Below are 12618 nucleotides of genomic sequence, written 5' to 3'. Positions count from 1 at the left end.
GCCGGCGAATTCCCGCCCGGCCAGCAGGCGGAAACAAAGGGCTGAAAACATCAATGTCCCGAACGTGGGATAACCGGGGTGCACGGCGTCGTCGTGCCTCAACGGGAAAACTGTGCAACCGGCCGGGCATCGGCCGTTGGTTTGGAGTAACTGAGGATGTTCTCAAGACGTGAGTTCCTGATGGCGGCAACCGCGACAAGTGCCTTGCTCGGATCGGGCATGGCAGGATCGTGGTCGCGGCTGATGGCCCAGCAAGCCCTGACGGAAGACCAGCTCCTGGGGATGGACCCGAAAGGCAAGCTCACGCTGGTGCATATCACCGACATCCACGCCCAGCTGAAGCCGATCTACTTTCGGGAACCGTCCATCAACCTGGGCATCGGCGACGTCAACGGCAAACCTCCACACGTGACCGGTGCCGATTTCCTGAAGCTCTACAACATCGAAGCCGGGTCGCCGGATGCCTATGCGCTGACCTCGGAAGACTTCGTCTCCCTTGCCAGGAGCTACGGCAAGATGGGCGGCATGGACCGGGTCGCGACCGTGATCAAGCGCATTCGCGCCGAACGCGGCGCCGACAACGTTCTCCTGCTTGATGGCGGCGATACCTGGCAGGGCAGCTACACATCCAACCTCACCCAGGGCGAAGACATGATCACGATCATGAACTCGCTCGAGCCCGACGCCATGACAGGGCACTGGGAATTCACCTACGGCACCGACCGGGTGCAGGAAGTCATCGACAGTCTGCCCTTTGCCTTCCTCGGCTCCAACATCTACGACAACGAATGGGACGAGCCCGCGTTCGAAGCCTGGAAGATGTTCGAACGTGGCGGGTCCAAGGTCGCCGTCATCGGTCAGGCCTTCCCCTATACGCCGATTGCCAACCCGCGCTGGATGATCCCCGGCTGGTCCTTCGGCATCCGCGAGGAAGACATTGCCAAACATGTGGCAGAGGCCCGCGACGAGGGCGCTGAAATTGTCGTGCTGCTGTCGCACAACGGCTTTGACGTCGACCGGAAGCTCGCCTCGCGCGTTGACGGCATCGATGTCATCCTGACGGGCCACACGCACGACGCCCTGCCGGAACCGGTCATCGTCAACGACACGCTGGTGATCGCCTCCGGCTCCAACGGCAAGTTTGTCTCCCGGGTCGATCTCGACGTTCAGGACGGCAAGCTGGCCGGGTACGCCTATCGCCTGATCCCGATCTTCTCCGACGTCATCACGCCAGATGCGGACATGGCTGCGCTCATCGATGAGGTTCGCGCGCCTTACGAAGCGGATCTCGCCCGCGTTCTCGGCAAGACAGAGAACCTCCTGTATCGGCGAGGCAACTTCAACGGAACCTTCGACGATCTGATCTGCCAGGCACTCCTGACCCAACGCGACGCCGAAATTGCCCTCTCACCCGGCTTCCGCTGGGGGACATCACTTCTGCCGGGCCAGGACATCACCTTCGAGGATGTCCATAACGCCTGCGCCATGACCTATCCTGCGGCTTACCGTTCGTCGATGACGGGCCAGATGCTGAAGGACATTCTGGAGGATGTCGGCGACAACCTCTTCAACAAGGACCCCTACTACCAGCAGGGTGGTGACATGGTCCGCGTTGGCGGCATGGGCTACACCATCGATCCCGGCAAGGAAATCGGCGAGCGCATCTCGGGCATGACCCTGCTCGCCACCGGAGAAGCCATCGACCCCGCCAGGGAATATGTCGTTGCCGGCTGGGCCTCGGTCAACGAGGGCACGGAAGGCCCGCCCATCTCCGAAGTCGTTGAAGCCTATCTCACCAGCAATCCCGTGGTCAGCCTGCCGGACAACCAGTCCGTCAAGCTGGCAGGATGATGCCTTTTCTTCAGAGATCCTGAGGACACGATCATGACTGACAAAACCAACTCCAAGACGCCGGGTCTTTCCAGGCGTTCCCTCTTGAAAGCAGGCTTCGCCGCAGGCGCCGTTGCTGGCACGGCTGGTGCCGCGCGCGCGGCTGGCGATCCATTGATCACCGAGATACAGGACTGGAACCGGTACCTCGGTGACGGTGTGCAAGCGCGCCCTTATGGCACGCCGTCGGAGTTCGAGGCCCATGTGGTCCGCCGCGACGTGGAGTGGCTGACGGCCTCCACCGAGAGTTCGGTGAACTTCACACCGCTGCACGAACTGGACGGCATCATCACGCCCAACGGGCTGTGTTTCGAGCGCCACCACGGCGGCATTGCCGACATCAATCCTGCAGATCATCGGCTGATGATCAACGGTCTGGTCGACAGCCCCCTCGTCTTCACCATGGAAGACCTGAAGCGCTTCCCGCGCGAGAACCGGGTCTACTTCCTGGAATGCGCCGCCAACTCCGGCATGGAGTGGCGTGGCTCCCAGCTCAACGGCTGTCAGTACACCCACGGCATGGTTCACTGCGTGATGTACACTGGCGTGCCGCTGAAACTGATCCTGGAAGAGGCAGGCCTGAAGACCAATGCCAAATGGGTGATGCCGGAAGGCGCCGATGCCTCGGCCATGACCCGATCCATCCCGATGGAAAAGGCCCTCGACGACTGCCTGGTCGCCTTCAGGATGAACGGCGAGGCTCTGCGCCCGGAACAAGGCTATCCGCTGCGTCTGGTCGTGCCCGGCTGGGAAGGCAACATGTGGGTGAAATGGCTGCGCCGGATCGAAGTCGGCGACGAACCCTGGCACCAGCGCGAGGAAACGTCCAAATACACGGACCTTCTGGAGAACGGCAAGGCCCGCCGCTTCACCTGGGTGATGGATCCCAAGTCCGTCATCACCTCGCCTAGCCCGCAGGCCCCGATCAGCCACGGAAAGGGACCGATGGTCATCTCCGGTGTCGCCTGGTCCGGCAACGGACGGATCAAGCGGGTGGATGTCTCGCTTGATGGCGGCCGGAACTGGAAAACCGCCCGCCTCGACGGCCCGAGCCTGTCGAAAGCCATGCACCGCTTCTACCTGGACATCGACTGGGACGGCTCGGACATGCTGATCCAGTCCCGCGCGATGGACGAGCACGGCTTCTTCCAGCCGACCAAGAACGAGCTGCGTGCCGCCCGCGGCGAAAACTCGATCTACCACAACAACGGCATCCAGACCTGGTATGTCAAAGCAGACGGAATGGTGGAAAATGTCGAAGTTTCTTAAAGCCCTCAGCCTTGGAACCGTGCTCGCCACCCTGCCCCTGCTTGCCGCGACGGCGCAGGCGGGAGATGCAGAAAAAGGTGAGAAGGTCTTCAAGAAATGCACTGCCTGCCACGCGGTCGGGGAAGGCGCAAAGAACAAGGTCGGTCCGGAACTGAACGAGATTTTCGGCCGTACCGCAGGATCGCTTGAGGACTACAAGTATTCCAAGGCGATGATCGAGGCCGGTGGTGGCGGGCTCGTCTGGGACGAGGCAACACTGACGACCTATCTGACCAAGCCAAAGGACATGGTCAAAGGCACCAAGATGGCCTTTGCCGGTTTGAAGAAGCAGGAAGACCTGGACAATGTGATTGCCTATCTGGCCACCTTCTCCAGTGCTGCCGCTCCTGCCGACCAGCAGGGCGCCGCAGAACCTGCTGCCACTGAAACGGAAACCGCCAGCGCCGACACGGCAGCGGAGGCTCCAGCGGCACCAGTGTCCGAAATCCGTGAAGGCGGCATCTTCGGTCTTGGCCGAGTGGCAACGGACGACGAGGTCGCCGCCTGGGATATCGACGTCCGCCCCGACGGCAGCGGCTTGCCGGAAGGCTCCGGCACGGTGGCCGATGGCGAAGTGCTGTTCACGGACAACTGCGCCGTCTGTCACGGTGACTTCGGCGAAGGTGTCGGCCGCTGGCCGGTTCTGGCCGGTGGCCAGGACACCCTGACCGAGGAACGCCCGGAAAAGACCATCGGCTCCTACTGGCCGTATCTGTCCACGGTCTACGACTATGTCCGCCGCACCATGCCCTACGGCAACGCCCGTTCCCTGTCGGATGACGACGTCTACGCGCTGACGGCCTACCTCCTTTACCTGAACGACATCGTCGAGGACGAGGACTTCGAATTGTCGAAAGACAACTTCCTGGAGATCCGTCTTCCCAACGAGGAAAACTTCATCGCTGACGATCGCACCGAAGAGACGCATTATGCAGCCAAGGCCGAACCCTGCATGAGCGACTGCAAGGACAGCGCAGTCGAGATCACCATGCGCGCCCGCATTCTCGACGTGACCCCGGGGTCCGTCGACGACGACGAGGCCTCCGGCATGGGAGGCGTCGACTGACATCGTTTTGCGGCAACGGCCCGTGAAAGAAAGGCCGCCCGCGCAAGGCCGCCGCAGGATATCCTGCGGCGTAAGGAGGAGGAAACGATGGGAATGTTCTCAAGACTGGCAATGGCCGCTTCGGCCCTGCTGATGCTTGGCTCTGCCGTATTGGCAGACGACGGCATCCACAAGCTTGCCCTGCAGATCAGCGACAATGATCCGCAGAAGATGAACACCGTCTTGAACGTCGCGTCCAATGTGGCGCGCCACTACTCTGAAATCGGCGAGGAGGCCGATATCAAGATTGTTGCCTTCAATGCGGGCCTGCACATGTTCCGGGCGGATACGTCCCCCGTTTCGGATCGCATGAAATCCTTCGTGGAAAGCATGCCGAATGTCGCCTTTGAGGCCTGCGACAACACCCGTCAGGCCATGGCCAGGAACGAAGGCAAGGACATCGAGTTTCTGGAAGGTGTCGAAGTCGTTCCCGCCGGTGCCGTCACTCTGATGGAGCTGGACGAAGACGGTTACACCATCCTGCGGCCCTAGACAGCCTCAAGACCCGCCGTGCGGACAGTTGCAAGGTCCGTACGGCTCGTCCCTTTCGGCATTCAGCCCGCCGGGACGCCCGGCTTTTTGAATTCTCGCCATCAATTGTCAGCCGTTGCAGGACTTTCTTTTGCAAGCAGCGTTTGCGTCCGGCATCGGACGGACTTGCTTTCCCCTGCTCTTCTGCCTCAAATGGGAACCAGCAGCAGTTCTAGGCGTTTTGATGGATTGCCAATGGAGATGCCATTTGAATGACCGAAACAGTCCCGTTTCAAACCAATTGCCAAACCTGCCCCCTCAGACGGAAATCCGTATTCCGCTCGCTGGAAGACAAGGAACTGGACTTCATTTCGGATTTCAAGACCGGTGAACTGATGGTCGAAGCCGGAGCAACCATTGTTCAGGAAGAGAACAAGAGCCCGCATCTCTACACCATTCTGGATGGGTGGGCCTTTCGTCACAAGGCTCTGGCGGACGGCCGACGGCAGGTACTGAACTTTGCCCTTCCGGGCGATCTTGTCGGCCTTCAGCTTGCCGTCCTGAACGAGATGCAGCACACGGTCACTGCCCTTACCGACACCACCTTGTGCGTCTTTCAGCGCGACAGGGTCTGGTCGATCTTCAAGGACTACCCGAGCCTCGCCTTTTCAATGACCTGGATCGCAGCCCGCGAGGAACAGATCCTGGACGGGCACATCATCAGCCTGGGTCAACGTTCTGCCCTGGAACGGCTCGCCTATCTCATCCTGCATCTATACGACCGCGCGGAAACCATCGGCTATGCGAGCAATCAGGCGCTGGATGCACCGTTTTCCCAAAGCCACCTGTCTGATGCGCTTGGCATCACACCGGTCCACACCAGCCGTACGCTCCGCAAACTTCAGGAAAAGGGGCTGATCAGCTGGGCGAAGGATCGGATCCGGATCCTGGACAGGGATGCTCTGGAAAAACTCGCCTCATACGAGAGCATGGCCGATGAGTGCCGCCCGCTCATCTGAGCGGCGGCCGCCATCTTCACGTTTGCTTGAAAGGCAACTTCCAGCGAAAACGGAGGCGTCAGATCAGAGCGCCGATCTGGGCTTTTGTGTAGGGCTTGCTCAGGATCACCTGCCCCTCGAACGCCGTGGGCAGCGGGTCGAGATCGCTGTAACCGCTGGCGAAGATGAACTTCGTCCCCTTTTCCAGCAGCTGGCTGGCAAAAGCCAGGCTGGTATCGTCGCCGATCTTCACATCCAGAATGACGAAGCTGAACAGCTGAGCTGCCAGTGTTTCCGCCGCTTCCGCAAGATTTGCGAGCGTCTGCACCGGCGAGAACCCAAGCTCTTCCAGCATCATCTGCGTATCGAGCGCGATGATCGGGTTGTCTTCGACAACCAAGGCAGCGCCGCGCATTACCGGCACGGCATTTGGGGATTCCATTGTCACGAGGGTTCTCATCGTCAGACTTGTTGACTTTCCGCACGATGACACGAAATCAATCGCTCCGCATTAACATAAGTTATCGCTGCAGTTAATTTTCCACTTTGATGTCAGCGTCTTCTGTTGTCGAAAAGAAGCGTGAAACCTTTTCTTAACTCGGGAGTTTACTAGGCGGAGGTAGACACCATGTTCATGCATCGCAAACGAATTCCGACCAACGCCCCTACGGCAATCGCCATTGCCGCCCTTCTGGCTTCCAGCCTGATTGTGGCTGAACCCCTTTTCACCAATGAAGCGGACGCGGAAACCGCTCACAACGGCAACACGCCCGCACCGGTAGAAGTTGAACAGAAGGCCGCTCCCAAAGGCGACCTGAAGGTTGAACTTGCCGACGTGCATGGCCGCCCGATGCGCTGCGTCTCCGGCACGCGCGTAACCACCTGTACCGGCTGGCCGATTTCCCACGGCATGCTGGCATTCAATACCGAGTAAAGAGTTCATGACGCTAAATCGTTGAAAAGCCGCCTTTTCCAGGCGGCTTTTATTTTGTCTTGATCCATGACGACGAGCGACACGACCCCGCTGGAATGGCCCCACCCGGCATGCAATCCGGCAAATGACAAATTGGCCGTTTAACCTGTTGGAACCTGGAACAGGCACCACAACACTCACCCACGACATGGGGCATTTGCCGCCTAGGTGTCACCTTCCATCCGCTCCTGAAAGAAGAAACCGGCGACAACGCTGAACCCGCTGGCATTGGAACGCCGGCACGGGTGGCCTTTGTCATGTCCGCGGGTTCGCGCAGGCTTGCGATTGTCAGTGAGATGCGCCGGGCTCGGGCTCAGGTTCGGAACGCCCGGGCCCTTCGGACTGGTCTGTGTTGTTGATGATCTCCAGCACACTGACCACAACCAGCAGCAACGGCACGGCGATGAATCCGCCGATCGGTCCCCACATCCAGATCCAGAAGGCAATTGCCAGGAAAACCGCAAAGGGGTTCAGCGTCATGGTCCGGCCGAGAACGGTTGGCGTGACGAACTGCGCTTCGATCAGGTTGAGAACCAGATAGGCCAGCGGCGGCGTCAGGATCTCCACCGCCGTATACCCTGTCGCAAGTCCGATGCCGCTCATCACCAGGACCATGATCGCCGGCCCCAGATAGACGACGTAGTTCAAGACGCCGGCCAGCATCCCCCACAACAGTGGCGAGGGAACATCAAGCAGCCACATGGTCAGCGCCACGGCCACGCCGAGCCCCGCGTTGATGACGCTGATGGAGATCAGATAGGTGGAAAGACGCGCTTCGATTGTCCGAAACGCCGTCACAATGCAACGCCTGCCTTCACTGTCGGGAGACAGCTGGAGCGCTGCCCTGCGCAGATGCGGGCGCGTCAGCAGAAAGAAATAGAGACTTGCCAGGAACAGGACCACCTGGGCCATGAAGGCCGGTGCGAAATAGAAAACGCTTTCTACCGCGGAGTTGTCATCGACACTCACCTGCATGCCGCCCTTCTGGCCCATGGCACTGCGAAGGTCTTCCTGCAGGCTCGCGACAGACGAAAAGAACCCCTGCCAACTGACCAGTTGCGCCTGCAGCCGTGACCAGATGAGCGGAAGCCTGTCGAGCCAGTCCGACAGCGGCACGACGAAAGCCGCCCCGGCGGTCAGGATCAGAGCGATAAAGACGAGCACCATCCCCCCTGCCGAGAGCCAGCTCGGCACGCCCAGGCGAGACAATCTTTCCATGGGAAGTCCGAAGATCGTGCCGACAACCACCGACAGGAAAACCGGTGCGAAAAACACTTGGGCAAGATCAAGGGAAGCAATCACCACGATGCCACACAGGATGGCCGCGGAGTAGCGGACAACCGGGTCCGATCTGACAGCTTCACCCACTGTGACGGGGGGAACAAGTCCTGTTACTGCGGGTCGGTCTGGCTGCGCTGTCATTACTGTTTGCTCCGGTGGCCGGCAAGAAGGCGCGGCAATTGGTTAGCCGCGCTCTTCGTCACCTCGTGCCTGCGCTGCCAGAAAGGCCAGACCGCCCAATGCGGCGGTGATCATCAGGCCTTTTGATTTTGTGAGCTGTGGCAGAACGGAAATGGCAGCAGCCAGGCCCAGTCGCTGCGCGGCCTGACTATGCGCCTTGCGTCTTCGGTCCTTGTGCTTCAGGAAGCTGAGCACCGCCACGAAGACCAGTCCCGTTACGGCCATGAAGACGGCAATCAGCAAAGCCGCCATCGCAGGGCCGAACACCGGCGCCAGAAAGGCGCCGGCTGCCACCACGCCGGCCACATAGGCTGTCGCGAAACAGACTGCCGCAATGCCGCCCAACACGGCATTGCGCTTGGCACGGTGAACCATGCCATTGAAGTCTCGCGAAACAGCCCCGAAGGCCAGCGGAAGGGCGCGCAGGAGCATCAGCGGCGCACCAGCGCTGCGATCAGGAAGCCGACACCGGCGGCAATGCCGATCGACTGCAGCGGACGACGGCGCACTTCAGCAACGAAGGCGCGTTCGTAATTCTGCAGCTCAGCAGACAGATCGCTCAAGGCGTCCTGGGACAATTTGGTCAGATCCTGCCCTGCTTCGGCGGCCTTGGTCTTGTATTCATCCGTCTTGCCCGCGCCGTACTTCTTCAAGGAGCCGGCGAGAGAGGCAATATCGCCGCGAATGCGTTCGATGTTTTCCTCGATCTCACGAGCGCTAACGGTGTCATTGGCAGGATTGGCGGTCGATGCCGTGGCAGTCTTCGCAGTTGCCATCTTGTCGCTCCTGTTTTCAATCGCGTGAGGCCCTGATGACGGGCGACACGCATCGCGTGAATGGAATCAAGCCCGGAATTCGGACACTTGGACACCGCGCTGAACCAAATTGCGCGGTCTGGCTTGTAAACGGCCTTGCGCTCATTTGGTTCCAGACAACACAGCATGAATCGTTGCAGCGCCGTCTTCACGGCCGCCTGTCAGCCGCGCAAGGCCTCGATCAGATCGGATTTGTTCATTGAGGACCTGCCGCTGATGTCGAGCTCCTGTGCCCGTTCATAAAGCGCATCCCTGGTCCAGGTTTCATAAGGTGCGGCCTTGCCGCCCTTGCGCGACGGCGCTTGGTGGTCGTTTGCCTGCGCATTGGCAATTCTCGCCGACTTTTCCTTGCTGTAGCCCTTGTCGCGCAGGGCGTCGTAGGTGTCTTCCTTCTTGATGCTGGAGCTGGTTTTGGAAGCCATGCCCGTGTCCTTTCATTTGCTGTTCCGCTGTTTTCGAAAACAACCTCAAATGAAAACGCCGTCTCGCGCGGGATCGTTCCAATATCTTTTCGATAAGAGAGTTTGATAGATAGCTTTATATCGACAGGGTAAAAATGAACTATGCTGCCCGGAAGCTCAGACCCATAAAAAATACAAATGCTATTCTTGAAATAATTTCAGATCACATTTTCCATACTGTCAAAAATCGAAATATTTTCAAAAACATGGAACTGAGCACGAGCTGAAGACTTTTCCTATCGAACGTCCGGGCCACGCTCTTGTCAGCAGAACACCCGGACACATCGATCGCCAATCGAAAGCACGAAAGGAAGAACTATGTCGACGTCTCAGGTTCTGAACATCGAAACCCCGAAGGTCGACCCGATCAAAACGGGTGTTTCTGCCGAGGTGCGCGAACAACTGGCGAAGCATCTCTCGGTCATTCTGGCCGAAACCTACATGCTCACGGTGAAATCGCACCTTTACCACTGGAACGTCGTTGGACCGCTGTTCAAGTCGATCCATGATCTCACCGAAGAGCATTATGAAAATCTCTTTGCCGCGACAGACGACCTGGCCGAGCGCATTCGTGCCCTTGGACACAGGGCGCCGGTCAATGTCGACGAAGGCAAATTGAACCTGACCGTCAGCCTGCCGGCCGGCGGCATGCCCAATGCCTTCGAAATGATCGAGGATCTGGTTCGCAGTCATGAAATGATCGCTGCCGAAATGCGCGACATGGCAGCCTACGCCGGAGACAATAGCGACCCGGTGACAGAGGATCTTCTGACCCAGCGCATCACGTTCCACGACAAGGCAGCCTGGATGCTGAGGGCCGTCATTACCGAATGACCGTTCCTCACCGGCATCCCGGGTAACTTGCAAGACGACAAAGGTCCGTCTGCCGCAAGACGGCAGGCGGCCTTTGGCGTATGCACCAACTCAGTTTCAACCGTGTGATACCATGATCAGCGTATCGAAACGATTTGCCGGGTTCCGGACGCCTGCAAGCGTCCTGGAAGACCGGCACCTGTCGAATGAGCAAAAGCGGACAGCCCTGCTGGCCTGGCGGGCCAGCCTGAGCAAGGCGCCTCGGGCAATTTCTCGGGACGGCCGGTCTCCAGCCGAACTGATCGAAGAAATCGACGAGGCCCTGAAGGCGCTTCGCCGCGAAAAGACTTCGCTCGGCAAAGGGTCATAAAGCTTCGTCGTCGCAGGACATAACACACCTCTATCGGCCCTGCCTGCAGCAAACGGCACGGGTGCCTAAGAAGTTGTCTTCCTGACAGGAAACTCGATGACGCAACTCACGCCTTCCGGAGCGAAGTCGATGGTAACGTCGCCGTCGAGCGCCGGCCCCACCAAACGCTCAAGCAACATCCGCCCGAAGCCGTTGCGCCTTGGCGGCACCACTTCCGGACCGCCACGTTCTTTCCAGACCAGCCTGATCCTTCCGTCTACGGTCGTCCACGACACCGACAATTTCCCCCCGAGCACTGACAAGGCGCCATATTTGGCGGCATTGGTCGTCAGCTCATGCAGGGCAAGGCCAAGGTTCTGGGCCGCATCCGCCGTAATCGAATGCGGATCGCCCTCGATCTCGATCTGGGGGCTCCCCGGGTCGATCGATTGCGCCAGATGCGCCAGCACAAGTTCTTTCAGGTCAGCGCCGTACCAGGACTGTGACACCAGAAGATCATGACTGGCCGCCATCGCCTGGAGCCGTGCGGCAAAACTTTCGACAAAATCCTCGGTGTTGTCCGAACGCGCCGCTGTCTGGCGTGCCATCGCCTGAATGACTGCAAGCAGGTTCTTGGAGCGATGCGTCAGTTCCCGCATGACGAGATGCATCTGGCGTTCGTTTTCCCGCTTGTGGGTCAGGTCGATGGAGATGCCGATCAGGCCGGTGATCCGGCCTTCCTTGTCGCGCGAAGGCTCCATGCGCATGTTGTAGCTGCGATTGACCCCGTTCATGTCCATGTCGAATTCGATGACGGCGCTTTCGCCTGTCTCGAGGACCTTCTTCTTCACCGGAATGAGTTTCAGCTGATCTTCTTCCGGAAACAGCTCATCATCGCTTTTGCCGATGAAGAAATCCGGTTTGAAACCGGGCGACGGATTGACGACATGAATATATTTCAGGTCCAGATCCTGTTCGAACACAGTTGTAAGCGAACCGTCGAGCGCCTTTTCGTAACGCCGGTTTGCCTCCGCGAGTTGACTTGCCAGCGAGGCGAGCCGGATCTCATAGAGATTCTTCTCGGTCATATCGATGGCCGTACACAGCACACCGTCTATGTTGCCGCTGCTGTCGCGTGTCGGATGAACGATCAAGTCCAGCGAAATCGTCCCCGTCTCCTCGCTGTCGAGCGCGAAGAAGGTAGATGCCGTCTCGCCGGTTTCCAGCACCTGGCGCTTGACCGGTTCCAGTTCCGCCGCGGTCTCTTCCGGCAGCAGATCCTGATCGGTACACCCGATCACGTCATCGGCTTCCTTGCCGAACCGCGGATTGTGGATCCACGTGTAGCGCAGATCCTTGTCCTGGGTGAAAACGGAGATGTTGGATCCGGTCAACGCGGTCTCGAACCGCTCGTTGATCCGTCTTATCTCCCGCCGCGATCTGCCGACCTTGTCGGAAAGCTGGAGATTTTCAGCCTTCAGAACATCATTGGCCCGCTCCAGATCCTTGAGCGAGGGAATGGCCAGCAGCATCGGCCGCACCCGCCAGACAACCACTGCTGTTGCCACCGAGACAAGGGCTGTTACCAGCTTGATCAGACCTTGTGCGCCGTAGATCGGCCACCAGAGCGTTACCAGGGCTGTCAGATGGGTCAGCGCACACGCCAGAATGAAGGCGATGAACAGGTAACCGATCTTGCGGGAATTGCCTTGAATGTCCGGACGCTTGCGCAGAAACCCGAAGATCATCAGGGGAATGGCAACATAGGCCAGCGCAATCAGGGCATCGGAGATCGCATGAATCGCCACGAGATCCGGACGCCAGAGCAGGCAGTATCCATGCGGCATGAAGGAGGCCGCACCAAACAGATAGGACACGATTTCAGACATTTCGAATTTGCTCCGTCATCCGGGCATATAAACTTTCACGGCCGTCCCGCATCGGAAAAGCCGCTCCCGCGCCGGTGCGCCAGCA

General features: G+C 59.2%; 14 protein-coding genes. 8 read left to right on the top strand and 6 right to left on the bottom strand.

What is annotated here, in order from left to right; all coding sequences use genetic code 11:
• Positions 1-156: 156 nt before the first annotated feature.
• The 5 genes from soxB to FIV03_RS12440 all read left to right on the top strand — a co-directional run bounded on the left by soxB (position 157) and on the right by FIV03_RS12440 (position 5793).
• A complete protein-coding gene (gene soxB / locus FIV03_RS12460) occupies positions 157-1851 on the top strand; it encodes a thiosulfohydrolase SoxB (protein ID WP_152509755.1) in 1695 nt (564 codons plus the stop codon).
• Between the two features lie 33 nt (positions 1852-1884).
• On the top strand, positions 1885-3159 hold the full coding sequence (gene soxC / locus FIV03_RS12455) for a sulfite dehydrogenase (protein WP_152509754.1): 1275 nt from the start codon (positions 1885-1887) through the stop codon (positions 3157-3159).
• Positions 3143-4264 carry a c-type cytochrome gene (locus FIV03_RS12450; RefSeq protein WP_152509753.1) on the top strand — a complete coding sequence of 374 codons (1122 nt, stop codon included), beginning with the start codon at positions 3143-3145 and terminating at the stop codon, positions 4262-4264. Before soxC ends, FIV03_RS12450 begins: the two co-directional genes overlap by 17 nt.
• A gap of 87 nt (positions 4265-4351) precedes the next feature.
• The gene (locus tag FIV03_RS12445) at positions 4352-4795 is read left to right on the top strand and encodes a DsrE family protein (protein ID WP_286202288.1); all 444 of its coding nucleotides are present in this window, start codon (positions 4352-4354) and stop codon (positions 4793-4795) included.
• Between the two features lie 251 nt (positions 4796-5046).
• Positions 5047-5793, top strand: coding sequence for a Crp/Fnr family transcriptional regulator (locus FIV03_RS12440; RefSeq protein WP_152505682.1), 747 nt, complete (start codon positions 5047-5049; stop codon positions 5791-5793).
• 58 nt (positions 5794-5851) lie between these two features.
• Here the strand turns inward: FIV03_RS12440 and FIV03_RS12435 are convergent, their stop codons facing one another.
• Positions 5852-6214: a response regulator gene (locus FIV03_RS12435; protein WP_152511917.1), complete on the bottom strand. Its 363-nt coding sequence runs from the start codon at positions 6212-6214 to the stop codon at positions 5852-5854.
• Between the two features lie 186 nt (positions 6215-6400).
• Here FIV03_RS12435 and FIV03_RS12430 point away from each other — a divergent pair, with 186 nt between their 5' ends.
• The gene (locus tag FIV03_RS12430) at positions 6401-6706 is read left to right on the top strand and encodes a hypothetical protein (protein WP_152509752.1); all 306 of its coding nucleotides are present in this window, start codon (positions 6401-6403) and stop codon (positions 6704-6706) included.
• 327 nt (positions 6707-7033) lie between these two features.
• Here FIV03_RS12430 and FIV03_RS12425 read toward each other — a convergent pair whose 3' ends face one another.
• From FIV03_RS12425 to FIV03_RS12410, 4 genes are all read right to left on the bottom strand, one after another.
• The gene (locus FIV03_RS12425; protein ID WP_152509751.1) at positions 7034-8167 is read right to left on the bottom strand and encodes an AI-2E family transporter; all 1134 of its coding nucleotides are present in this window, start codon (positions 8165-8167) and stop codon (positions 7034-7036) included.
• Between the two features lie 42 nt (positions 8168-8209).
• Positions 8210-8638 carry a hypothetical protein gene (locus FIV03_RS12420; protein ID WP_023003219.1) on the bottom strand — a complete coding sequence of 143 codons (429 nt, stop codon included), beginning with the start codon at positions 8636-8638 and terminating at the stop codon, positions 8210-8212.
• Complete coding sequence (locus tag FIV03_RS12415) at positions 8638-8982, bottom strand: DUF883 family protein (RefSeq protein ID WP_023003218.1); 345 nt, start codon at positions 8980-8982, stop codon at positions 8638-8640. The genes FIV03_RS12420 and FIV03_RS12415 overlap by 1 nt, the downstream gene beginning before the upstream one ends.
• A gap of 200 nt (positions 8983-9182) precedes the next feature.
• Positions 9183-9443, bottom strand: coding sequence for a Rho termination factor N-terminal domain-containing protein (locus tag FIV03_RS12410; protein WP_152509750.1), 261 nt, complete (start codon positions 9441-9443; stop codon positions 9183-9185).
• A gap of 357 nt (positions 9444-9800) precedes the next feature.
• Between FIV03_RS12410 and FIV03_RS12405 the strand changes: the two genes are divergently transcribed.
• Positions 9801-10316, top strand: a complete 516-nt coding sequence (locus FIV03_RS12405; protein ID WP_055656126.1) for a DNA starvation/stationary phase protection protein — start codon at positions 9801-9803, stop codon at positions 10314-10316.
• A gap of 112 nt (positions 10317-10428) precedes the next feature.
• Entirely contained in the window at positions 10429-10665 is a 237-nt protein-coding gene (locus tag FIV03_RS12400) for a hypothetical protein (protein WP_152509749.1), read from the top strand.
• 65 nt (positions 10666-10730) lie between these two features.
• On the opposite strand, the gene FIV03_RS12395 is transcribed toward FIV03_RS12400, so the two are convergent.
• Positions 10731-12533, bottom strand: a complete 1803-nt coding sequence (locus FIV03_RS12395; RefSeq protein WP_152509748.1) for a PAS domain-containing protein — start codon at positions 12531-12533, stop codon at positions 10731-10733.
• Between the last annotated feature and the right edge of the window lie 85 nt (positions 12534-12618).

It is taken from the genome of Labrenzia sp. THAF187b (assembly GCF_009363375.1).
Taxonomy (GTDB): Bacteria; Pseudomonadota; Alphaproteobacteria; order Rhizobiales; family Stappiaceae; genus Roseibium; species Roseibium algicola.
Note: the sequence above shows the minus strand (reverse complement) of the source record. Positions and strands in the feature narration are given on the sequence as shown.

What these genes read in the sequence shown, in the direction of transcription:
- soxB (WP_152509755.1), top strand. Translation starts at nt 157, where the DNA reads ATGTTCTCAAGACGTGAGTTCCTGATGGCGGCAACCGCGACAAGTGCC.
- soxC (WP_152509754.1), top strand. Translation starts at nt 1,885, where the DNA reads ATGACTGACAAAACCAACTCCAAGACGCCGGGTCTTTCCAGGCGTTCC.
- FIV03_RS12450 (WP_152509753.1), top strand. Translation starts at nt 3,143, where the DNA reads ATGTCGAAGTTTCTTAAAGCCCTCAGCCTTGGAACCGTGCTCGCCACC.
- FIV03_RS12445 (WP_286202288.1), top strand. Translation starts at nt 4,352, where the DNA reads ATGGGAATGTTCTCAAGACTGGCAATGGCCGCTTCGGCCCTGCTGATG.
- FIV03_RS12440 (WP_152505682.1), top strand. Translation starts at nt 5,047, where the DNA reads ATGACCGAAACAGTCCCGTTTCAAACCAATTGCCAAACCTGCCCCCTC.
- FIV03_RS12435 (WP_152511917.1), bottom strand. Translation starts at nt 6,214, where the DNA reads ATGGAATCCCCAAATGCCGTGCCGGTAATGCGCGGCGCTGCCTTGGTT.
- FIV03_RS12430 (WP_152509752.1), top strand. Translation starts at nt 6,401, where the DNA reads ATGTTCATGCATCGCAAACGAATTCCGACCAACGCCCCTACGGCAATC.
- FIV03_RS12425 (WP_152509751.1), bottom strand. Translation starts at nt 8,167, where the DNA reads ATGACAGCGCAGCCAGACCGACCCGCAGTAACAGGACTTGTTCCCCCC.
- FIV03_RS12420 (WP_023003219.1), bottom strand. Translation starts at nt 8,638, where the DNA reads ATGCTCCTGCGCGCCCTTCCGCTGGCCTTCGGGGCTGTTTCGCGAGAC.
- FIV03_RS12415 (WP_023003218.1), bottom strand. Translation starts at nt 8,982, where the DNA reads ATGGCAACTGCGAAGACTGCCACGGCATCGACCGCCAATCCTGCCAAT.
- FIV03_RS12410 (WP_152509750.1), bottom strand. Translation starts at nt 9,443, where the DNA reads ATGGCTTCCAAAACCAGCTCCAGCATCAAGAAGGAAGACACCTACGAC.
- FIV03_RS12405 (WP_055656126.1), top strand. Translation starts at nt 9,801, where the DNA reads ATGTCGACGTCTCAGGTTCTGAACATCGAAACCCCGAAGGTCGACCCG.
- FIV03_RS12400 (WP_152509749.1), top strand. Translation starts at nt 10,429, where the DNA reads ATGATCAGCGTATCGAAACGATTTGCCGGGTTCCGGACGCCTGCAAGC.
- FIV03_RS12395 (WP_152509748.1), bottom strand. Translation starts at nt 12,533, where the DNA reads ATGTCTGAAATCGTGTCCTATCTGTTTGGTGCGGCCTCCTTCATGCCG.